The following is a 23,100-nucleotide window of genomic DNA, read 5'->3' as shown; positions in this document are numbered from 1 at the left end:
TCACCTGAAAAACACAGAAAACATGGAAAAAGTTTTTGTACATCCTGAATGCCCTTTTTCAGTAAACACATTTAACCTATTGGAAAAATTTTATGAAGACCCAAGTTCAGATTTTTACATGGCACACCACAAAGATTTCTTAAAATATGTAGAAGAGCCATTAAAGTATATTTTTAGCCAGGTGGAAGAGTTATTGCCTGATTATATAAAAAACAATATTTATATCAGGTGGGATAGATTTGGATATTTCACTGAAAAAGACAGTTCGCAATCAATTATTTACAATATAGCGTTGGATTGTCAAGAGATAAATTCTCTCGATCGATCTCAGTTAATGCTAAGACTTGAAAACCACAAGTTAATTTTTGGATTTGAAGTCCACAATTACTATTTAATTGATATGTTAAACAATTATAAATGCTTTTTGAGGGACAAACTAGATGCTAGAGAAATCCTCGCTCGTTACAAACTTCCAAATAAACATCATTGCTCTTTTACATTAAAAATAATTCGTGGTAATTCCGAGGCAGCGGAATTTAGTAGTAGTATAATACTGAAAAATCAAAAAACAATTTATGAATTATTAGAAAATATGTACTTTTACTGCTACGGTCAAACCAAACCCACCCATAAAGTTAGAAAAACAATTACTAATATTCAGCTTGCTATCTCACTTGAAGCAGAAGGAATATTAGGATCTTCGGTCAAACAGTTAATTCACCAAATAGCACAAACCTTTAAAAAGGTATTTCCATTATTGTTGATATCTTATTATGATGATGAGGAGTGTCATTTGTATGATACGCGTCGTTTTGATGATGCAAAGGACAACTTTCTCCTTTATTATATTCGGGAATATCTTTCAGTATATGAAAAGGAATTTAATCCAGTGCATCAACTAGAAGAAATTTCACAAACTACTGGTTTTCAAACAACCAAACTAACCCAATGGATACACGCCATTAACCGCAAAGGCCAAGCCATCATCCAAGGCCCACCCGGAACCGGAAAAACCTTCATAGCCGAAAAACTAGCCAAACACTTAATCGGCGGCGGTGACGGTTTCTCAGACATTATCCAATTTCACCCCGCCTACACCTACGAAGACTTTATCGAAGGCCTCCGCCCAATAACTCAAAACGGACAATTAACCTACTCAATAGTTCCCGGTAGATTCCTAGAATTCTGCGAAAAAGCCGAAGCCCGTGAAGACACTTGCGTTCTCATTATTGATGAAATTAATCGCGCAAATCTATCTCAAGTATTTGGCGAGTTAATGTATCTCCTAGATGACCGACAAGACACAGCACGCTTTATTACACTAGCCAGCGGTAAACTATTTAGAATCCCTACAAATGTCCGCATCATCGGCACAATGAACACCGCAGACCGCTCTATTGCCTTAGTCGATAACGCACTCCGCCGCCGTTTCGCATTCATTCCCGTCTATCCTAACTATGAAGTGCTGCGACAGTATCACCACAGAGAGAAAACAGGTTTCCCAGTTGATAAATTAACTAGCATTCTAAAAGATGTCAATCGCGCAATTAACAACAAACACTATGAACTAGGCATCTCCTTCTTTTTGACAAAAACCTTAGCTGAAGATATCCAAGATATTTGGCAAATGGAAATCGAGCCATACCTCGAAGAATACTTCTTTGATAACCAGGCAAAAATGAATGAATTTCTCTGGAAGAAAATCAAAGATAAATTGAGCAAATCATAATTTATGAAACGAGAATTACCCCACATCATCGAACTGACAGAATATGAATTACGAATTTTAGATCGAGACTTAATCCCCGAATCACTAGGAGAAAAAATATACCAGAATTATGACAAGGAAATCGAGATAGAATTTCCCAACTTTAAAACAAAATATCAATGGAAGTTAAAATCTAAAGGCAGAGTGGGCAACATTCCCATCACTCCAGAATTTCACATCGCCATCCGCCCCAAGGTTCCCATAAACAACCTCTTCGGAATGATTGACTATGCCTACAACCTTAAGATAAAATTTCCCCAAGGCTCGATTCAGTGCCAATCTTTACAAGAAAGTTACGAGAGATTAGCTAACATTCTCGCCCATAAAATCCTAGAACGCTGTCGCAAAGGATTATATCGCGATTACTTATCCAAAACAGAAAGACTCGCCTACATTCGCGGCCGCGTCGATTTGCGGTCAGCCCTGCAAAAACCTTGGGATGTTAAACTAAAATGCCACTATAACGAACAAACAGGCGATATCGAAGATAATCAAATACTCGCTTGGACACTCTTCATCATTGGCCGCAGCGGTTTGTGCCGTGAATCTGTTTCATCCACTGTGCGAAAAGCTTTTCACGCACTCCAAGGATTTGTTACATTAAAACCTTTTAAATCAGAAGCTTGTATTGATAGAAATTATCACCGTTTGAATCAAGATTATCAACTTTTACACGCCTTATGTCGATTCTTTTTAGATCACACAGGGCCGAGTCACGAAACTGGCGATCGCGAAATGCTCCCTTTTCTCATAGACATGGCTAATTTATATGAACAATTTGTCGCTGAATGGCTCAAAGCAAATACACCAAAAGGCTTTTTTGTCAAACAACAACACCGAGTCACCCACGACCAAAACTATTTCGATCGGATTGACTTACTGCTGTGCGATAGTGAAACAAAAAAAGTCCAATACGTCCTCGATACAAAATACAAAGCTCCCGATAAAGTAGGCAGTGATGACCGTCATCAAATAGTTGCTTATGCAAATGCCTTAAATTGCCAAAATGCAATTCTCGTCTACCCGCAAAACCTCAAACAGCCACTAGATATAAAAAATGACGATATCCGAGTTCGCAGTCTAACTTTTTCCCTAGATAGCGACCTGAATGAAGCCGGAAAAACCTTCTTAACCTCTCTACTTCCCAACACCCTCCCCTAACTCTACTCTGCGCCCTCTGCGCCCTCTGCGGTTCATTTTCCCACAAAAAAAGAGGCGCAATTGCGCCTCTCAAATCTTTCATGTCTGCGTTCTAAACACTAACAGCCACTTTCGCTTCTTTTGCAGTCAACTTCTCGTAAGTCGCCCGCATCTTCAATCCGACTAACACTTGGAACAAACCAGTTCCATTGTTGGAACCGGGATATTCGCGGTGCTGGAGCAACAGGTGAGTTAACTCGCCTTCATACTTCGTAGAAGTCTTGCTCAAATGGCTTTCGATGTAAATAACTTCTTCGAGATTCTCGAATTGACCATCTACTTCCAAAATCGAGACTTCGTGACCGTAGAAAGCATCGGGCCCGTAGTACATCTTAATTCCGGGATAGGAACAAGTCAGCTTGCGGCCGCAAGGAACCCAGTTAATTGTTGAACCTTCGTCAAACAAATACGCAGGCTCAAAATTGGCGATGCCTTCGCGCTGGATCATCTGCACGCGCAGAACTTTCCGCTCTTTGTCGTCTTTGATCAAGTTGGTCGGCAACACTTGAATTACCACATCAGCATATTGCTTTTGCGGGTCGATGTAGGCCGTAAAATCCGGTTTGCGAGCATTGATCGCAAACAGCACGTCTTCGTAACGGTGGCCCCGTTCCGCCATGTCGCGCTGGATTTTCCAAGCAATTTTTACCTCGTCGCTGATGTCGAGGTAGACGCTGAAGTCGAGGAGCGATCGAACTCGCTCGTCGTACAGCGGATGCAGCCCCTCAATCACAATCACGTGATTCGGCTCTACCCTTTCGGGCGGGTCGATCATACCGGTTTCGTGGTTGTAGATCGGCTTGTCGATCGCATGACCTTCTTTGAGGGCCTTCATTTGCTCGGCCATCAGGTCAAAATTGTTGGCTCTGGGGTCAAGGGCAGTAATCCCTGTTTCCTTGCGCTGCTTGCGATCGAGACTGTGATAGTCGTCAAGGCAGATTACAGTCACGAAATCTTCCCCGAACAAATCTGTCAATCGGCGCAAAAAAGTAGATTTTCCGCATCCGGAGTCTCCGGCAACGCCAATTAAAACCACGCGATCCGGCTTACTTGTCATAGTTTCCCTCTAACAAAATCACTGTTTACTAACTAACTCAAGTCTAGATTCCACAAAATTTCAGCCCGCAGGTACCGATAAGCAGGCTTTGTGCTGCTTTGCTACCCCGAGAGCATCGAGTTCTCACCAGCATACAGCAGTGAGTTGACTGCCTGCCCGGGAAGAGCCAAGCAATCTTCAAGGCAAGTAATTAATACTAACTTTAGTGGTTAATCTTACCAGAATGCGTCCGCCCCCTACAAGCTCAACCTCATTAAACTGCTCGAATCTTCCTCGATCGGGTGGGGCGCTCTCCAAATCAGAAGGACTTATCGGGTCAGATCCCCCGATCGGGTAAAATATTGGCAGTACGCAGACAACAATAGCTATAGGTCAACGGCCGAACGCAAAGCGGGCTCGGTGAGCGCGGCGTTCGGCTAGTAGGGATTTGATACGCGAGCGATCGCAACTTCAACACTCCCGCCGGCGTGGCGAGGCCCAAAAATTGGCGAGGCCAATTAGTCCCGATGGCCTTAAGAAAAAAGTAAATTGAGTCTAACGTCACATTCTCTTTCTTTATAACTCTGTATCGTGAAGGACAAGCAACAAATGTACAGCCCAAGCATATCTGGTGTGGCGGCCAACTCAGAATCAGGCAGCCGCATCTTTGTTTACGAAGTGGAGGGTATGCGTCAGAGCCAAGCAACTGACCAAACAAGTAACCCGATTCGCCGTAGTGGCAGCGTATTGATCTCCGTGCCCTACGATCGCATGAATCAGGAAATGCGCCGGATTGCTCGGATGGGTGGCAAAATTATCAGCATCCGCCCCTCAAACAGCGCTCCCGAAACAAATGGCAAAGTCGCACCAGAAGCAGGGCTACAGAGTCAGAAATCTGGAGAAAAAACTAAGCCCATGACTCAAGCCAAGGAAAAAGTTCAGGTTCCTGTCAACCTCTACAAGCCGGCCAATCCCTATATTGGTAAGTGCATTTCTACAGAAGAATTGGTCAGAGAAGGCGGCGAGGGTACAGTCCGTCACGTCAAATTTGACATTTCTGGAGGCAAGTTACACTATCTCGAAGGTCAAAGTATCGGGATTATTCCCGATGGGACGGATAAAAACGGCAAACCTCACAAAATTCGGCTTTATTCGATCGCCTCCACCCGTCACGGAGACGATGTAGACGACAAAACAGTCTCTCTGTGCGTCCGCCGCCTAGAGTACAAAAGCCCAGAAACCGGTGAAAAAGTCTTTGGTGTTTGTTCGACTTTTCTCACCGGTTTGCAACCTGGAGATGATGTCAAAATCACCGGCCCTGTAGGCAAGGAAATGTTATTGCCTGACGACGAGGAAGCCACCATTATTATGATGGCTACGGGTACGGGCATTGCTCCTTTCCGGGCTTATTTGTGGCGGATGTTTAAAGAAAACAATCCCGATTACAAATTCAGAGGTTTAGCTTGGTTGTTCTTTGGAGTTGCTTACACTCCCAACATTCTCTATAAGGAAGAGTTGGAGCAATTGCAGCGCGAGTTCCCCGATAACTTCCGCTTGACTTATGCCATCAGCCGCGAGCAAAAGAATGCTGAGGGCGGCAAGATGTACATTCAAAACCGGATTCAAGAGAACGCAGACGAACTGTGGGGATTGGTTCAAAAGCCGAATACTCACACTTATATCTGCGGTTTGAAGGGTATGGAAGGCGGAATTGATGAGGGAATGTCTGCAGCGTCTAGCAAGTTCGGTGTTGACTGGGCTGGCTATCAGAAACAATTGAAGAAAGAACACCGTTGGCACGTTGAAACTTATTAATGTGTTACCTGATTTAATCTGATTTGTAGGGTGGGCTTGGCTCGCCCTACAATTTTTGAAACAGTTTTGAGTCTTGAGGGGCTGGTCGACCCAATACAAGTGTAAAATATACAGTAAGCTCACCGAAAAAGGGAGATAACTGACATGGTTATAATTTCTACCCAAAAACTCACCTTTGAAGAATATCTGAACTATCAGGGAGAATCAGGTGTTTGTTATGAATTATATCGGGGCAATATAATCGAAATGCCAACACCTACAGCAATACATATCAAAATTTGTGAATTTTTAGTTTATCAGTTCCGGCGCTTCTTTGCAGCACACAACCTACCGCTAGTTGCAATTGTGACTGCCGCCGTCCGAACTGAGGAAAACTCTTGTCGGGTTCCTGATGTTGTGATTTGCACTCAGAGTCTGTGGGAACAAGTCGGCGCGCAACCTGGTTCTGCAGTGCTGGAATTTGAAGAAAAACCGCTGTTAGTTATAGAAGTTACCAGTCAAAATTGGCGGGACGACTACATTCGCAAACGGGCCGAATATGACTTAATTGATATCCCAGAATATTGGATTGTAGACCCAAATCAACCGAAAATACGAGTATGCAGCCGCCCGGAAAATGAAGGCAGTTATTCTCATCAGGAATTTTTGCCGGGACAGCAAGTTCAGTCTGTACAGTTCGCTGAATTTATTTTATCGGTGAATCAAGTGCTATGTCCGCCCCTAGTTGAAGATTTAATTCGAGAAGAACAAGCACAGCTACAGCAACTAGAACAGCAAAATCAGCAACTAGAACAGCAAGTTAATGCAGAAAGGCAGCGGGGCGAAAGATTGGCGCAGCGGCTGCGAGAAATGGGGATAGAGATGGATACAGAACTTTAAATTGCCATGTAAAATCTGGATTAATTAGTCATGTAGATCCCGGACTTTTTTAAGAAGTCGGGTCTCTGGGTATTCAGTGAAGCCGCGGTTATCATACAATGATTCTAGATGAAGTGAGTTTCAACGGGTCAAAGTCGTGGCTTTCAAAATTGGTTTGCTAGGTTTGGGTACAGTTGGTGCGGGAACAGCAGAGATTTTGCTCTCCCCAGACGGCCGCCATCCGCTGTTGCAGGAATTGGAAATCTATCGGGTGGGAGTGCGCGATATTTCTCGAACTCGGTCTTTACAATTGCCAGAAAATGTGCTGACAACAGACCTAGAAGCGATCGCAACTGACCCGGAAATTGATATTGTAGTAGAATTGATTGGCGGATTGGAACCGGCGCGATCGCTCATTCTGCAAGCTATTGCCAGCGGCAAGCACGTCGTCACTGCCAACAAAGCAGTTATCGCCCGCTACGGTAATGAAATCTTCGAGGCCGCCAACAAAAAAGGCGTTTACGTAATGCTAGAAGCTGCTGTCGGCGGCGGCATTCCGGTCATTCAAAGCCTCAAACAATCCTTAGTTGCAAACCGCATTAAAAGTGTCACCGGCATCGTCAACGGCACAACTAATTACATCCTGACGCGGATGCAAACAGAAGGTGCAGACTTTGCCGAAGTGCTCGCCGACGCCCAGCAATTAGGTTATGCTGAAGCTGACCCCACAGCAGATGTAGATGGATTAGATGCTGCCGATAAAATTGCTATTTTAGCCTCGCTAGCTTTTGGCGGACGCATCAAATTAGCAGATGTTCACTGCGAAGGTATCAGAAAAGTTAGTGCGGCTGATATTGACTACGCCGACAAGCTGGGATTTGCGATCAAATTGTTGGCTATTGCTCGAGAAACCTCCCGCTACAATGGCAAGCAAGCGGAGGCAGAAAGCGAACTGCTGTCAATTCGAGTGCATCCTACTTTTGTGCCGAAAACTCATCCGCTGGCGAGCGTTAACGGGGTTTACAATGCAATTTTAGTCGAAGGAGAGCCGATCGGGCAATTGATGCTGTACGGGCGCGGCGCCGGTGCGGGCCCCACAGCTAGCGCCGTAGTATCCGACATTATGAATGTGGCGGCCATCCTGAAAACCGAAACTGTTCCGATTCCCCATCCTTTGCTGAGTTGCAGTCACCAACACTACTGCAAAATTGCTCCGATGCAGGAACTTGTTACTCGCTTTTACGCTCGTTTTCTGACGCGCGATACTCCGGGGGTAATTGGCAAACTCGGCACTTGTTTCGGCAACCACAAAGTTAGTTTGGAATCAGTTGTGCAGACGGGAATTCACGGCGATTTAGCAGAAATTGTCGTCGTGACTCACGATGTTAGGGAAGGGAATTTTCAACAAGCACTCGATGAAATTCGCGCGATGGAAGCAGTAGATAGTATTGCTAGCACGTTGCGAGTTTTGTAAAAGTGATTTGCTAGGGGCGGGTTTCACATAGAATATTTGCCAATAATTGACAATCTCTAAAACCCGCCCCTACCCAAGCATAAATCAGAATGTACCGGGTGCTTGTAGGGGCGGGTTCACAAACAATAATTGCCTGAAACAAACAATCTCGAAAACCCGCCCGAACCGAACCATAAATCATCATGTACATTTGCCTATGCGATGTACCGGGTGCTTGTAGGGGCGGGTTCACAAACAATAATTGCCTGAAACAAACAATCTCGAAAACCCGCCCGAACCGAACCATAAATCATCATGTACATTTGCCGATGCGATGCAAATTTCTGGTTGACGTAGGTTATCGGTGGTGGGGGGCGGGTTTATCTAGATTGTCGGTAATCGTTAGATATGGTGGGTGAACCCGCCCCTACCAAATCTGGGTATTTGCAAAAATACCGGGTTTTCCCCTCACAATCAGTTAAAAATGAGATTTGGGATGAAAACAACTAAATTGGATTTTGTCGATGGCAAAACGGGAAGGCACTTGCTAGATTCCCTGTATGAAAAATTTGCCAAACCCCAACTGCACGATACTTTGAAACCCAATAACCCGTCTATTTACATTCGGCACGAGTCAGGGCAAGTTGTTGATGGAAATTATATCATAAAACAAGTGTTTGAAGACTCTCGCACTGGTTTTTATGCTGAAAGTCGCGTTCCTATTTCTGGCAATAATCCGCCTGTTTTCGTGATTCGCGGATACGGTTCTTGGTATCCTTTCGATCGCGTTTTGGAAGATACGCCAGATGTATTTATGGCAAAACTAGAACGCCAGTTAAAATCGGCGCAAACTGTGGGTGCTATTGATTGGATAAAGCAGCAATTTTACAGCGGCAATCCGCCCGATGTCATCGGAGAAAGTTTGGGCGGCAAAGTTGCTCAGCAAATAGCCGCAAAATACCCGGATTATATTCGATCGACTGTAATTTTTAATTCTTTGGGCGTTTCGGAAAAGTTAGCTAAAACTTCCACCGCTAACAATGTTTTTCACTACTTTACTTTAGGCGAAAGGTATGCTTTCTGGGCAAATGAAGGCGATTACATACCGGGAACGATTTTTGTGATTTCCCAGAAAGGCAACAACTGTTGTTATAAAATCGAAGAGGCGATCGTCCGAATGGCGCGTTTTGAAGGCAAGTTTCTCAAAAGGCGCGCGATTGTGGCAATATTGGCTCAGTTGCTTTTGCTAAACAGACACAATGCGATCGTCCTGAACAAACGGCGGCCGGTAGTCGTTCAGATCGATCGCACTCAATTGCAAATTTTCCGAAAAAAGCGCTTTGTTTAAATTCAGACAGGATTGCTTCAGCCCGCAGATGGCTGGTTTTCCCGCGCTGCGACGGCCAGAACCAGACAAAGTGCTGCGATCGCTTTTTCCCATTCTTGCTTTACGGCGGTGGGTTGAACTTCATCAAAGGCGCTAACTAAACGAGGGATCGCTCGTTCTAATGCTGGTCTGGGAATTGATTTGTGCAGATCGACTAAACGAGTTAAACTTTCTTGATTCTTCAAAAAACCGACTACCCATTTCGTAGTATGATCTGGACTTTCAGGGACGTTTTTAATTCCTAGTTCTGTTTGCAACCAGTCGTAAAAAGGCGGCAGCTTTTGAGCTAAAACAGTTCCTGCTGTTGGCAAAGTTTCTTTGAGTAAAACAGTATCGAGACTTCCCAATAATTGATTGAATTCCGGTGAATCGAGCAAGCTGGTTAATGGCAGTGATAGCAGGGCTTCAGAAGCGTCAGGGGATACATTTAAAGTCCGCGAAAATGTTTGCAGCATTGGAAAGTCTTTGGTATAGATGACTTTTTTAGCCTAACAATCGCGCGAATCAATGAATATGAGCTACCTCATACAGCGTATTCCAGGTTTATGAAGTAGGGACACCGCTTTGCCGTGTCCCTGCGGCGGGGATAGAGCGATCGGGGGTATTCTTCACAAACGTGGAATCGGCTGTATCTGCGTATATCTGCGTGCATCTGCGGTTAATAATTTGCCATTAAATATTCTACACAAATTCTCCCTTAGCAACCATCACCACCTTACCCCCAACCAAAACTGCTATTTCCCCTTCATTTTTGGCTGCTTGTAATAACAGCAAAGAAGGTCGCTCAATTTCATAACCCTGCTCAACTCTGACATCAATCTTTGCTTCCCCATAATAAGCATATTCTACCAAATATCCCGCCAAACAGCCGTTAGCACTGCCAGTAGCCGGATCTTCTGGAATTCCTAATGAATGGGCAAAAACTCGCACGCTTAAATCATTAAGGTCGCTGTAGGTTTCTGGGCAAAATATCAAAATTTCTTTCGCTTCCATTCTATCAATTAGCTCAAAATATTTATCTAAGTTTACTTGAGCTTTTTTGAGCGAGGCGAGAGTTTTTAATGGGACAATTATAAACGGCACTCCGGTCGAAACTTCTTGAATTGGGAAGTTTGGATCAATTTCATCTGGTGCTAAATTCAGGACATTTGCCAGACTTTCGGCTGATAAAACTTGACCAAAACTAGGCGAGTTTTGTCGCATCCACAAAATATCTGCTGATTCATTGTGATAATTAAAAGTAACTGGAATTTGACCGACGGCTAGATTGAGAATTACTCGATCGACCTTTTGGCGAATAATCTCTTGCTGCAACACAAACGCAGTGCCCAAAGTCGGATGACCGGCAAAGGGCAATTCCTTCTTGGGCGTGAAGATCCGCACGTCATAGCCGCCATCTCGCGGATCGGGCGATCGAATAAACGTAGTTTCTGAATAATTGATTTCCCTCGCTATCTGTAGCATTTGGGCCTCAGATAGTTCGGCAACTCCCGCACCGCAAAATACAGCTAGCTGGTTGCCAGCATATTTTGACTCCGCAAACACGTCAACTATATAAAAATTCATAATTATGCCTTTGGTAAAAGTCGATCGACAACTGATATTTTACATCGATCGCAACAAAGCAGATTTATGGATCGAGTCACTGCAACGATTTGGCACAGTTTAAAGAATCGCTTAAAATTGGCAATATTTAATAGAAACAGCGATTTGTAATAATTTGTTGAGGGATTTGTACTGATGAGTGAGTTTAAAAACGCTATAAAATGCAATTAGCAGGGCAATTATTGAGGAGATTGCTAGATTTTGAAATAGCTGAGATTCACGGGATGTTGGAACAGGCCAAGCAGTCGAAAAATAGTCCTTGGCTGTGGCCTTTGAGGGCTAATTTAAAGCGGCCGGGAGAAGGATGTTTGAGAACTCTCACCGATCTTACTGGCTGGGTATCAGCAGTCGCGATCGCACCCAACCGCAAAATAGCGGTTTCCGGTTCGATCGCACCCTAAAAATCTGGGATCTGCTTAGCGGCAAAGAAATTGCTAGTTTCAGCGGAGATGCCGAGTTTGATTGCTGTGCGATCGCCCCCGATCGAGTGACAGTTGTAGCGGGGGATCGATCGGGCCGGGTGCATTTCCTGCGATTGGAGGGAGTTAGATCGATTTCGGAATCAGCGAATATGCAGAACTCCTCAAACAGGAGGATTTAGTATCACAATCGCCGAGTAAGACGGATCGCCTGTAAAATAACCATAAAAACATAGGAGTAATCGCCGTGAGCGTCACGACTGTAAAATGGACGGTTGCAGACTACCACCGCATCATTGCAGCCGGCATTCTGGAAGGGCGAAACGTTGAATTAATAGGTGGAGAAATAATCGAAATGGCTCCCGAAGGAGAATCTCATGCTTACTCTAGCGATGAGGCTGGAGAGTACCTAATTTATTTGCTGGGCGATCGGGCTAAAATCCGCCAAGGTAAACCGATTATCTTGCCGCCAAGCAACTCCGAGCCACAACCCGATATCACTGTAATTCAACGTTTGGGACAAGATTACCGAGAACATCATCCCTATCCAGAAAACATCTTTTGGCTGATAGAATACTCTGATTATACTCTGAGCAAAGACTTGGGAATCAAGAGCAAGATTTACGCGGAGGCCGACATTTCTGAGTATTGGGTTGTCAATTTGCAAACTATGGAATTAATAGTATTTCGAGAGCCTACCAATGAAGGATATCAATCGAGAGAAACTCTGACTCAGGGTAATATTAATCCGCTGGCATTTCCTGATGTTGCAGTTTCGGTCGCTCGAATATTAGGGGCTTAGGTAAATTGGACAATAATGCAATAATTACTGCTGTTTCTCGCCATTTCTTGTTACCAGGAAGAGCCTGGTAACAGAGATCCAGAGGCTCCGCCTCGCTACTTCAAACAGCGAATTGCCTCCAACATTCCCCTGGCTTTATTGAGCGTTTCTTCGTACTCCATATCCGGGTTAGAATCGGCCACCAAACCAGCACCTGCTTGCACAGAAACTGAATGTTTATCCTCTCCTTGAGAGCGAACCACCATAGTCCGAATCGCGATCGCACTATTCAACTGTCCCTCAAAATCATAATACCCGTAAACCCCAGAATACGGCCCCCGGCGACAACCTTCCAACTCGTGCACAATCTCCATCGCCCGAATCTTCGGAGCACCGCTAACCGTACCCGCAGGAAAACCAGCTTTCAACAAATCCCAAGCTGTCTTATCCTGGGCCAATTCTCCCACCACATTGCTCACAATGTGCATCACATGAGAATAACGCTCAATTTCCATTAATTCGTCAACTTTTACAGTACCGTTTCGGCAAACTCTGCCTAAATCGTTCCTGCCCAAATCAACTAACATGACGTGTTCCGCAATTTCCTTCGGATCTTGCAGCAATTCATCCGCCAAAGCATCATCTTCTTGAGGAGTTTTACCCCGGCGGCGAGTGCCGGCAATCGGCCGCAAAGTTGCAATCTTCTTGCCATCAGCAGTATTTTCCGCCTTCACCATAATTTCGGGACTCGAACCGATAATCTGCCAATCTCTGAAATGAAAATAAGCCATGTACGGAGAAGGATTTATCAGACGCAAAGAGCGGTAAAGTGCAAAAGGATCGCCGCTGTATTCAGATTCCAAACGCTGGGAAATAACTACTTGAAAAATATCTCCGGCTTTGATATAATCCTTAGCCTTCAAGACATTGGCACAATACTTGTCGCGGGTAATATTGCTCGTGTAAGCCAATTCTGTATTTCCGGTTGTGGAACGGGCATCTTGCGCGTTATTGGGAGGTGTCCATTCTATGAGAGTAGATTGCCGGGAAAGCGGCGATTGCAGCTTCTGAACTAAGTTGCCAACGCGATCGCACGCTTGCTGATAAGCCTCGGCCAAATCAACGCCAACCTCCCGCAAATCCGCATAGGCGACGGCCCAAATTTTCCGCTTCACCTGGTCGAAAATCAGCAAATTATCAACCTGCATCCACAACCCATCCGGCAAATCATTCTCGCTGGCTGGATGCACGGGAACTCGCGGTTCTATCCACTTAATTAACTCGTAACCCCAAAAACCGAATAGCCCGCCAATTCCCGGCGGTAGCTGCGGCAATTTCACCGGTTTGTAAGACTGCAAACATTCAGTTAAAGCCGCAAACGGATCGCCCGTAAATACTTTTTCGGAACCGTCGCGGTAAACTTGAGTTGTGCGAGATCCCTTAGCCTCCAAAATCCACAGCGGATCGCACCCTAAGAAACTATAACGCCCAAGTTTTTCCCCACCTTCCACCGACTCCAGCAGAAAACTGTAAGGTTGACCCGCACAAACCCGATACCACGCAGACACGGGCGTATCCAAATCAGCAACCCATTCTTGATACACGGGTACAAAATTGCCTTGTTTCGCCAGTTCCGAAAATTGTGAGAAATCGGGAAATATCATATATATCAGAAGGAAGAAGGAAGTTCGGCAACGAGCACTGTACGGGATGTAACGGATGTAACGGATGTCAGGAAGAGGGAAGAGGGAAAATGCAATCCTAGGATTTCAGGGATTAAAAGCGTCCTAACCGTCTTGGGTTCAATAAACAAAAGACGGAAACCAACATCCCTCCGGCGACCGATACTCGCCAAGTGCCATCACCGCCATCGGCTTGAGGGCGCGCAGCCCCTCTTGCAAGCACCAACGAAACAAACTTGCGTAACGCACCGGCAAGTGAAAAGAAACCTGTTCTTCGGAACTGTACGCAGCAGCCCCCAAGAGCAAAGCCTGCATATCGGCTTCAGTTTCCGCGACGCTGTGGCCCAAAGCCGACACCGCACAAGTATAAGCCACAATCCGACCTTGTTTGCAAGCAACGAAGGGAGAAAAGAAATTCAGGGCGTCTTCAATCTCCGAAGTTCGATCGCACCCGCACAGTTTTTCGCACAAAGCGGCACATTCAGCAACATCCTCACTTGTCATCGGCCGCACCTCAAACCCATGCGGAGGCTGGCTGCGAAACTTCCCCTCCATTAATACGAAAGGTTCCTTCACCTCAAAACCCAAAGAAGCGTACAGCGACAGCGACGCCATATTAAAAGATTCCTGAACCAAACGGATGCCCACAGCATCCCGTCCGCGTTCCAGCAAAGCTTTCATGATTTCGCGTCCCGTGCCGCGGCCTTGAAAAGTTCGATCGACACTGACGGGCCCGATACCGCGAATCGAGTTGCGTTCGTCCATAAACCCGCAGCCGACAACCGCACCCTCGTTCTCGGCTACGAGCCCAAAAAACAACGGACTTTCGATCAGAAGACCAATAATTTCAGTTGAAAACTCCTGTGTCGGAAAATCTGTAGGGAATTGATGGCGATCGGAAATACCTTTAAAAGCTTCATAATTAATGCGAGCGCAAACATCGATATCAGAAGGCTGCGCTCGCCTGATTGCGACATTCATTTTTAATTTAACGATTAACTTTTAATTAGATTAGAAGTTTGCAGTAGTATTTTGGCGCTGCGGGCTTAGCCTCCCGCGCCCAAATACTACTGCAAAAACAAGTTTACAAGCTGAGCCTTACAGGGAATATTACCTATGTTTTGCTCAGCCATGCAGTCATGGTCTAAGGATCGTAAGTTTTCTTACCGGTGAACTTGACTTTAATCGGATTGGGATTGCTGCCAATATTGCGGTCAATCTTACCGTTGTAGGGACGACCTTCGTTCACCTTCTCAGGGAACACCCCATCCTTGGGATGCAGGTACTCAGTAGAACCGTCGGGAAAGACGCGGTAAATTTTGTAGTTCGTGATTTTGAATTTTGCCCGCAGTTGCTGGCCGCCCAAAGCAATGCACTGCTCCTTCCGGGGAAGATGCAGCAAGTTGTCGCCTTGACGCATAATCGCAGCGCCGCCACTCGGCATTTCAAACACCTGTTCCTTGGGGCTAGTCCAAGTGATCGCGTACTTCTCTTCAACTAGCGCCTTGGTCAGCAAGCCGCCGGTGCTGCCGCCGAAAAGAGGGGGTTGTCCAGTGAGTTCTTCTGCCATAAACATATCCAAAGGATTTTTACGGCATCGTATCATCATGACGCGACACGGCTGTCGAAATTGTTAGGAAAGTTAACAGTTTTTGCGCGATCGATCTTTTCTGATAATTGATAATTAGTAATTAATAATTGATAATTGGTAATTTCCACCACAGTTGAAAAACTGAATTATGCAGCACGAATCCCGAAAAAACAATCAAAAAAACCAGCAATTATTCTGGTGCTTGTGGGGCACCAGAATAATCGCACATTCCCCCCAATTCCCCCCACACACGATCGAACAATTTACCGCGCCAACCCTAAGTCAAGAACCTATTAGGGTCATAGCCGCGCGGAATTTGGCTCAAAGCAGTCCAAGTTTCTCGATCGACAATCCCGTCGGCTTCAATCCCAAAGCTTTTTTGAAATGCGCGAACAGCTTTGTCCGTCAAAGTAGCAAAGTCGCCGTCAATTTTACCGCCATAATGCTGGGAAGTTTTGAGAACTTCCTGAACAGTAGCGACTGCTTCGCCAGAACTGCCGAATTTGAGTACCGGCATATTAACTGGAGCTCCAGTATAAAGCGCCTGCCAAGTCAGGGGGCCGACAATGCCGTCCGGCGACAAGAAAACCCGAAACTGAAACAGTTTCACAGAAAATTCAACTGCTTTGTTAAAAATTCCTTTAGCAGGGTGCCGGTAAACGCCCAACTTTGTTAGCAGTTGTTCGAGTTCCAATACCGCTTTACCTTGAGAACCTAATTGTAGTTGTGGCTTGTTGGCCATAGCTTGGGTAGATTTCATCTGGGTTGTAGGTGACATAATCGATTTTCCTAACCTCTAGGTTTGAGTATTCTTATGGAAAAAAACTTTTTCCGGGCAAAACATTTGCATCCTCAACTTTTCACGAATCAACACTGGCGTCGGCAGTGCCTCAACAGATTCGATCGGCTTTTACCATCTCACGACTTGTGGACAAGAGACTTATACCATTTGAGATTTTAGATTGTAGATTTTAGATTCGGCATGACTGATTGCGATCGGGGTTTGCAGCTTACCTACAGTTGGATTCTTTGTTTAAACTGATATTAATTTTCGGCAGCCTCCCTAGGTATTCTGTCGCCAAACCGGGTTTAAGACGGCAAGCGCGTCCTGAATCTGCTTTGATTCTTTCGATTTTAAAGCTGAACACCGCGCGGCCACATCACCTTTAAGGCCTATCTCACAGGGTGAGGAATGAGGGTGATATCCTTTCCGTTGGCATCGGAATTATTCATCTCTCTCTTCTTTTTCTCTGCGAGCTCTGCGTTCTCTGTGGTTAAATCATTCCGATGCAATCGGCATTAATATTAGTCGTTAAGTCCGACAGGGGTTTCAACCCCTGCCTCATAGCTCAAGTCGTCTCAAGACGACTGTAGATTAGTATTTAATATCAAGTCCGGCTTAAATAGCCCCTCATATCAAATTTGTTAGCATCGGAATTATTCCGATCTCTCCGATCGACCTCTGCGTCAATCAGCCTCAATTCCTTGTCCGGGGCGGTTAATACATTCTCTGTTTTTTACCGCAGATGAGGGCAGATCGACACCGATTAACGCAGATGAATTAGATCGAGTCCGGTTGCACCATCCGTGGTTGACTGTTGACTGGATTTTACGCCTGACGGTGCTACCGCAATTGATATGAGAGAGGGTGTAGCAGGGGAGGCTGGTTCTGCAGTGAAAACTTTTCTGTGCTATCGTATCTCGGTCGATCGATTAATATCGCTTCCGGCTGCACTCCTTATCATTGTTGACTGTTGACGGTTGACTGTTGACGGTTGACTGTGAGTCAAAAAAATGAAAATTGCGCTCCTGATTTGTTGGCCTCGGGATTCGACTTTACGCCCGACTCCGGAAGCGCGGATTTGATATCATTCCGGCGCAGCCGGATTTGATATAACTCGATCGATACTTGCGCGCTCAGACGCCCCCAAACCAGGTTTTTTACAGTATATTCCATCTAGATGTAGATCGCGATCGACCGGGTTTATTGAACAGAATCAGTAATCATGCGAGAACTGTAAATAAACCCGGTTTCTGGGGTGTACCTCATCAGCCTGGAATACGCTGTATCAATTGAGTCTAAACAGTGGGAATAGTAAAGTGAAATTCACTTCCTCGGTCTTTTCCTGCGGAATCTACCCAAATTTTACCGCCCCAGCCGGCAACAATCTGCTTGCAAATTGCCAATCCCAAACCGGTACCGCCGGCGCTGCGGCGCAAAGCTCCTTCTTCTTGATAAAATCGATCGAACACTACTTTTAAACTGTTCGCCTCTATTCCCCTCCCCGTATCGGCTACGAGCACCTCCACCATCCGAGAACCGTTGCATTTTGCTCTTATGGTCACGCTTCCTTGAGGTGTGGTGAATTTGCAAGCGTTGTCTAGCAGTTTGGAGAGCACCTCCACCAACCACTCTCCGTCAGCTTGCACTAAAGGCAATTCTGCGGACACGTCGGCGATAATTTCCGGTAACTGTCGATCTACCGCGCGCGATCGCACGCTGCTGAGGGCTAAATCAACGCATTCTTGCAGCGTCAGCGATTCTACATTCCATTGGACTCGCCCGCTTTCTAAGTGAGAAAGAGTTAAGAAATCCTGCACGAGTTTCCGCATTCTATCTGCATCGCCGAGGGCAGTTTCTAACATGATTTGCCGCAATTCTGCAGGCATATCTGGTTCGGAATTCAAACTTTCCAAACACACTTGAATCGTAGAAAGAGGAGTGCGGAGTTCGTGTCCGGTGATGGCAATTAGATTGCTGCGAGTGCGGTCTAATGCTTCTAATTGTTGGTTTAGTTCTTCTAAATGAGCGTAGGTTTCTGCTTGAATTAAGGCTGCCCCGAGTTGGGTGGCGATCGCCTCTACTAAAGCAATTTCGTCTTCTTCCCAAGGTAAAACCGATCGGCACTGGTGCATTTCCACCATTCCCAAAACCCGCCCTTGATAAAGCACTGGCACCATTAACCAAGAGACAATTTGCCAATTTTTTACAGTTTTTTCCAGGAATTGTGTATTGACAATCAGCGGGTGTTGTGATGTGTCTTGGATGTAAACTCGCTCTTGCCGCGCCACCGCGTAGCTCCATATTTGATTTTCCTGCAACAGGCAAGTCTGATCCAGCATGGAACTAGCGCCGGGAGCCAAAAACTCGCGATCGATTTTGACCGCCACATCTGTTGCCTTGCACCGATAAATCAAACATCGGCTTGCCGACAGGGCAGTTCCCAGTTCTTGCACTGCGACTTCGACGATTTCTTGCGGGTTGAGAGACTGCCGCATTGCCGTGGTGATTAAGTTTACCAGGCGTTCTTTGCGTTCCTGAGCGGCGATGGCGCTGTATGCTTTGAGCAGTTTGTGCTGGCCTGCTTGCAAGTAGGTTACTAAGCGTTCGGTAAAAGCATCGCTCAATTTGGGATTGGGAATTTTTGAGTTTTTTGCCGTACTTATGTCGGGTTTGGTGGCTTTGGAAGTGGCTGATTTCCTCGTTTTTTTAGGTGTTTTGACTAGCTTGTAAGTAGTTCGCGCTCGATCGATCTTTTCGGCCAATTCCGGGCGATATTTGACAATTCTATCGAGCAACAATGCTGCCGCTGTGGAGCTTACCTCGCGATCGAACGTCCAAATTCCTTCAAATCTGCGAGCTTGATCCATCACCAGCGGCCCGCCAGCGTCCTGGTTGTCGATCGGCACAATTTTTTCTTGACAAATCAGGCAAGTTGAGTAGTGTTCCCCCAGTACCACTAAGTGCCACTCTTTACTTAATCCGTCCTCCGGTTCAAACGCCACAGTTTCGTGACACTCCGAAGCATTTTTAAAGTCAGTTTCCGGTGCTGCCAGCACGTATACCTGAGACGAGCGTGAGGCAATTCGCCGGTAGCGGTGAGCTTCCTGGCGGTAGAAGCGCTCTCGCTGAAAGCTGGCAATGACTAGCGGTTCGTCGTCGGAACCCGCCAAAACTAAGTCTTCCATCGCGTGAGACAGGGCTGTCATGGAAGATTTGAAATAAATTTGTGCCCGCAGTTGGGGCAAAGCTTGCAGAAGTTCTGCCAGTAGCGAAATAGGGACGATCATCTAGCCTTAAACGTGCATTTTTGCCGATGACAAAACAGGATCGATAGGAGGTTTAGAGCGATCCCTTTCAGTATCTGATACATTTATGCTTCATCACACGACTGTTTAAGTCATATCATGCTAGCTATATCATTTAGACGAATCTAAGCAGAGGTATCCCTCCAAGACCTTGAGTTCATCCCAAAGTCACCTGTTTTTACCTCTAGGTTTTGACGCCAACTCATCTATTCAGGCTTCGATTCGGGCGTTAGCACTCTCACCATTCAGACTTGTTAGGCACCGCTTGCGGATCTCTTGCATTATACTATTCTTGAGCTATTTGATATCAGTGCCATCTGTATCGGTTTTTGGCGAACTGGTTTTTGGCGAACCAGTTTTTGGCGATCGATCTGGCTAATAGGCAATTAAACTTTCCAAAATCACAAATAATTGGCCATTAGTTAAAAACTAACGGCCAATTATTTTGAGGACTCATATCCAATCTGGTTAGATGCGGAATGATGCCAAGGGTGCGAGCATCCTCCCGAGCTCTTAAGCTCGCATTGAACTCGGAAAATTGTTATTCCGATCGAGCGCGGAAACGATTTTCACCAAAATGTATGAAGAAAAAGGGTTTCGGACACCTAGCGTATAAGTCCTATATTTTTTTGAGGCATCGCGCCTGAGTATAAATGCTGCGGCTGTGGTTGTATTAGACTCGTTCGCCCCCTTCGTCGCTGCCACCCGGAGATGATTTGTAGAGAGCATCTAATTGTTCGCGGGCGTCTTGGACAGTCAGCGAACGCATCACTAACAGCGGCTCATTGACTATGTTTCCGTATTCATCTAAAAGTTCTGGATGCGGCACCGATTGAGAGCGAGGATAGGATGCGTAGGGGTTATTTGCCCTGAACTGTTGAGGACGCTGGGACTCCATACCTACCGTGACTAGACTGCGGATTAAGTTACCGACTGCCAAAAACGCAAGAACGGTAAAAGCTAAAATATAAAGCAGGTGCAACATTATCTTCTCCTCCGGGCTAAACAGCCACACAGCAATTTACAAAAGTGTTTCAGCAAGTAATAACTTATTAACTGGAAATCTGTTTGAGGTTGTCAAGTCAACCGCCACATTTCCACAAGTTTGGGATTTGACTGCAAGTTGATCTTGAACTCGCTTCCTTATTTTCCAGGGGGAGCTGACTGCAGTGAGCGAAAGCGTGCCGATACTTGCCAGCATTCGGCGAGCAGTCTGTGCCACGGCATCAGTGCTGCTGTTTCAATCCCAACTTGACCTCCGGTTGCTTGAAATAGAGCTTTAGCTGCGCCTACTTCTTGCTGAGCCTGTTTGACTCGCGCCAGCAAGTCAGATTGATCTTCGTCGCCCAGAAAGGGAATTTCCTCAGTTTCTAAGAGCTTTGCCGATCGGTCGAACCAGTAATTGAAATCCTCTAACAGCGGTTCCAGTAACGCTTTGAGCAATTCTGGCTCGGGCAAATTGGAATTAAGCATGGATCAAAATTGGGTTATTTATCTATTATAGTCTTAGACGGTCTTTACAAATTGTAACATATTTTTAACAAAAATTCAATAATTTAATAACAATTAGCAGGTGGGTGTAAATAAATTTAACTGTGCCAGCAGCGATTTTTGAGTCAAAATCCCCAAATTCTGCCAAATTAGTTCGCGAGCTCACAGGTGGTTAAAAAACGGGTTTTTTCAGGCAATACTTTAAATAACCCGGTTTCTGAGAGTCGGAGTGCGTCCCGCACTAAACGTCGCAACCCTGAACGAAAGCATCCAGGATACAAGCCCCCGGATTCATCTCGCGCAAGTCAATGCTTCAATTCTTTAATCTAAAATCTAAAATCGCGCAATCGATTGACGGGCCGTTGCTGTAATTTCCCGGAGTGTCCCCCAGCCGGAAGTCGGCGCTTGCTGTCCCAATCTGAGTGAACTACCTACACTAACTGCACGGAGCAGTATGGTGTAGGCTTCTTTCTTCACGGGGGATTGCCTCGACGATCGTAGATTTTTTACGTCCAGATCGTTTTGGGCTTACACCCCCTCCGAAAGCAGAAGCGCTAGTTCCTAACGCCAAAATCCGCAAGCCTTCATTTCTGATATTGATCGCGGCGTTGATATCACGATCGTGTTGTTTTCCGCAGTTTGGGCAGTCTACATAACGTACCTTCAGACTATCCCAACCTTTCTGAAGTTGAGGAATCGGTAGCAGCGTTTCTGAACAAAGCTGTGATGATGGAAAAAATCGATTGATTTCGACATAATTTCGATCCAACTGTTCAGCTTTGTATTTGAGCATGGTGCAAAACTTTCCCCATCCTCGATCGGAAATAGCTCTGGCTAAGTTGGGATTCTTGACCATGTTCTTGACTGAGAGATTTTCTGTCACAATTACTTGGTTTTCGTTGACTATCTTGCGGGATAGCTTGTGAAGAAAGTCTTCGCGGATTCGGGCAATCTTGCTACACACTTTTGCAACCAGCAATTTCGCTTTTCTACGGTTAGAATAGCCCTTTTTCCTGGCTAATTTACGTTGTTTGCGTTTTTTGTTGCGTTCTAGTTTTTGTAGCTTTTTCTGAGCTTTTTTAGGCTGATTATGCTTCACTCCGTTAGAGGCGATCGCAAAATCTTTCAATCCCATATCTACACCGATTGCATCGTTTACTGGTTCTAATGTTTGTTTGGACACTTCAAACAGTATTGATGCAAAGTACGTGCCATCTGTGTTTTGTGAGATGGTGACGCAACCTTGCTTACCATCAGGTAAGCTCCGATGAAACTTAGTTTTGACATATCCCAATGTACCAGGAAATTTAATCGATTTCTCTGAAACCATCAGCTTGACATTCTGAGGATATGAAACCGATTGTTTCGCTCCTTTCTTTTTGAACGTCGGATATTTAGTACGACCTTCAAAGAAATTTACGAATGCTGCACTGAGATTGAATGTCACCCGTTGCAATGATTGAGAATAAGCAATTCCCAACCATTCAAATTCCGTTTTCAATCCCGGTAGCAATTTATCCATTGCAGCTTTACTCATACCTTTCCCAGTTTCCTTGTAAGTCGTTGTGGTTAGGTTCAACATTCGGTTGTATAACCAACGACAATTACCAAAACATTGAGCTAGGTATTGCTCTTGTTCGGGAGTGGGATAGATTCTGACTTTGACTGCGTGATACACTGGTTGCGACTTCTACCGTGTTTATAGATTCATGGTAACACACGTTTGGATGGTGTGTATAAAATTGTCGTGAAGTTATGTAGGAGATTGTTTATTTTGTCAGTATCTCTTCCCAGGCTTTCAGCATTGGTCAGATATCTGACAAAATAAACCTGGCTTTTATCCCGCCGCTAAATCAAAGATTATAGCGGGGGCATTCCCGCCGATCGAGGTAAGATAGAAGCAACTGCAACTAAATTAATTGCTA

20 protein-coding genes are annotated in these 23,100 nt (G+C 45.4%); 9 read left to right on the top strand and 11 right to left on the bottom strand.

Going from position 1 to position 23,100, the window contains the following annotated elements; genetic code table 11:
- Nucleotides 1–22: 22 nt before the first annotated feature.
- Complete coding sequence (locus OSC7112_RS29100; protein ID WP_015179265.1) at nt 23–1,729, top strand: McrB family protein; 1,707 nt, start codon at nt 23–25, stop codon at nt 1,727–1,729.
- A 3-nt stretch (nt 1,730–1,732) separates the two neighbouring features.
- On the top strand, nt 1,733–2,929 hold the full coding sequence (locus OSC7112_RS29095; protein ID WP_015179264.1) for an McrC family protein: 1,197 nt from the start codon (nt 1,733–1,735) through the stop codon (nt 2,927–2,929).
- Nucleotides 2,930–3,020: 91 nt separating this feature from the next.
- Here OSC7112_RS29095 and OSC7112_RS29090 read toward each other — a convergent pair whose 3' ends face one another.
- Complete coding sequence (locus tag OSC7112_RS29090; protein ID WP_015179263.1) at nt 3,021–4,025, bottom strand: phosphoribulokinase; 1,005 nt, start codon at nt 4,023–4,025, stop codon at nt 3,021–3,023.
- 588 nt (nt 4,026–4,613) lie between these two features.
- On the opposite strand from OSC7112_RS29090, the gene cpcD/petH reads away from it, so the two are divergent.
- The 4 genes from cpcD/petH (at nt 4,614) to OSC7112_RS29065 (ending at nt 9,478) form a co-directional block, all read left to right on the top strand.
- Nucleotides 4,614–5,819 (top strand): bifunctional rod-capping linker CpcD/ferredoxin--NADP reductase PetH, encoded by a 1,206-nt coding sequence (gene cpcD/petH, locus OSC7112_RS29085; protein WP_015179262.1) that lies wholly within the window; start codon nt 4,614–4,616, stop codon nt 5,817–5,819.
- A 144-nt stretch (nt 5,820–5,963) separates the two neighbouring features.
- Nucleotides 5,964–6,698: a Uma2 family endonuclease gene (locus tag OSC7112_RS29080; protein WP_015179261.1), complete on the top strand. Its 735-nt coding sequence runs from the start codon at nt 5,964–5,966 to the stop codon at nt 6,696–6,698.
- A gap of 136 nt (nt 6,699–6,834) precedes the next feature.
- The gene (locus OSC7112_RS29075) at nt 6,835–8,151 is read left to right on the top strand and encodes a homoserine dehydrogenase (protein ID WP_015179260.1); all 1,317 of its coding nucleotides are present in this window, start codon (nt 6,835–6,837) and stop codon (nt 8,149–8,151) included.
- 475 nt (nt 8,152–8,626) lie between these two features.
- On the top strand, nt 8,627–9,478 hold the full coding sequence (locus tag OSC7112_RS29065; RefSeq protein WP_015179258.1) for an alpha/beta hydrolase: 852 nt from the start codon (nt 8,627–8,629) through the stop codon (nt 9,476–9,478).
- A 17-nt stretch (nt 9,479–9,495) separates the two neighbouring features.
- On the opposite strand, the gene OSC7112_RS29060 is transcribed toward OSC7112_RS29065, so the two are convergent.
- Both OSC7112_RS29060 and OSC7112_RS29055 read right to left on the bottom strand, forming a co-directional pair.
- A complete protein-coding gene (locus tag OSC7112_RS29060) occupies nt 9,496–9,972 on the bottom strand; it encodes a hypothetical protein (protein WP_015179257.1) in 477 nt (158 codons plus the stop codon).
- A 226-nt stretch (nt 9,973–10,198) separates the two neighbouring features.
- Nucleotides 10,199–11,083, bottom strand: a complete 885-nt coding sequence (locus tag OSC7112_RS29055) for a PhzF family protein (RefSeq protein ID WP_015179256.1) — start codon at nt 11,081–11,083, stop codon at nt 10,199–10,201.
- Between the two features lie 200 nt (nt 11,084–11,283).
- Between OSC7112_RS29055 and OSC7112_RS38740 the strand changes: the two genes are divergently transcribed.
- The 3 genes from OSC7112_RS38740 (at nt 11,284) to OSC7112_RS29045 (ending at nt 12,343) form a co-directional block, all read left to right on the top strand.
- Complete coding sequence (locus OSC7112_RS38740; protein ID WP_041622791.1) at nt 11,284–11,523, top strand: hypothetical protein; 240 nt, start codon at nt 11,284–11,286, stop codon at nt 11,521–11,523.
- On the top strand, nt 11,427–11,723 hold the full coding sequence (locus OSC7112_RS40315) for a hypothetical protein (RefSeq protein WP_190274292.1): 297 nt from the start codon (nt 11,427–11,429) through the stop codon (nt 11,721–11,723). Before OSC7112_RS38740 ends, OSC7112_RS40315 begins: the two co-directional genes overlap by 97 nt.
- Nucleotides 11,724–11,788: 65 nt before the next feature.
- On the top strand, nt 11,789–12,343 hold the full coding sequence (locus OSC7112_RS29045; RefSeq protein ID WP_015179255.1) for a Uma2 family endonuclease: 555 nt from the start codon (nt 11,789–11,791) through the stop codon (nt 12,341–12,343).
- 95 nt (nt 12,344–12,438) lie between these two features.
- Here the strand turns inward: OSC7112_RS29045 and trpE are convergent, their stop codons facing one another.
- The 8 genes from trpE to OSC7112_RS29005 all read right to left on the bottom strand — a co-directional run bounded on the left by trpE (nt 12,439) and on the right by OSC7112_RS29005 (nt 22,853).
- Nucleotides 12,439–13,986: an anthranilate synthase component I gene (gene trpE / locus OSC7112_RS29040; RefSeq protein WP_015179254.1), complete on the bottom strand. Its 1,548-nt coding sequence runs from the start codon at nt 13,984–13,986 to the stop codon at nt 12,439–12,441.
- Nucleotides 13,987–14,124: 138 nt separating this feature from the next.
- On the bottom strand, nt 14,125–14,985 hold the full coding sequence (locus tag OSC7112_RS29035) for a GNAT family N-acetyltransferase (protein ID WP_015179253.1): 861 nt from the start codon (nt 14,983–14,985) through the stop codon (nt 14,125–14,127).
- Between the two features lie 163 nt (nt 14,986–15,148).
- Entirely contained in the window at nt 15,149–15,574 is a 426-nt protein-coding gene (locus tag OSC7112_RS29030; protein ID WP_041622790.1) for a photosystem I reaction center subunit II PsaD, read from the bottom strand.
- Between the two features lie 298 nt (nt 15,575–15,872).
- Nucleotides 15,873–16,373, bottom strand: coding sequence for a peptidoglycan-binding domain-containing protein (locus tag OSC7112_RS29025; protein WP_015179251.1), 501 nt, complete (start codon nt 16,371–16,373; stop codon nt 15,873–15,875).
- Nucleotides 16,374–17,674: 1,301 nt separating this feature from the next.
- On the bottom strand, nt 17,675–19,666 hold the full coding sequence (locus tag OSC7112_RS29020) for a DICT sensory domain-containing protein (protein WP_015179250.1): 1,992 nt from the start codon (nt 19,664–19,666) through the stop codon (nt 17,675–17,677).
- Between the two features lie 691 nt (nt 19,667–20,357).
- Complete coding sequence (locus tag OSC7112_RS29015; protein ID WP_015179249.1) at nt 20,358–20,669, bottom strand: DUF2973 domain-containing protein; 312 nt, start codon at nt 20,667–20,669, stop codon at nt 20,358–20,360.
- Between the two features lie 158 nt (nt 20,670–20,827).
- On the bottom strand, nt 20,828–21,157 hold the full coding sequence (locus OSC7112_RS29010) for a DUF2605 domain-containing protein (RefSeq protein ID WP_015179248.1): 330 nt from the start codon (nt 21,155–21,157) through the stop codon (nt 20,828–20,830).
- A gap of 454 nt (nt 21,158–21,611) precedes the next feature.
- Nucleotides 21,612–22,853, bottom strand: coding sequence for an RNA-guided endonuclease InsQ/TnpB family protein (locus tag OSC7112_RS29005; RefSeq protein WP_015179247.1), 1,242 nt, complete (start codon nt 22,851–22,853; stop codon nt 21,612–21,614).
- Nucleotides 22,854–23,100 lie beyond the last annotated feature (247 nt).

This window comes from Oscillatoria nigro-viridis PCC 7112, from assembly GCF_000317475.1.
GTDB classification, from domain to species: domain Bacteria; phylum Cyanobacteriota; class Cyanobacteriia; order Cyanobacteriales; family Microcoleaceae; genus Microcoleus; species Microcoleus nigroviridis.
This window is presented reverse-complemented; position numbering and strand designations above follow the sequence as displayed.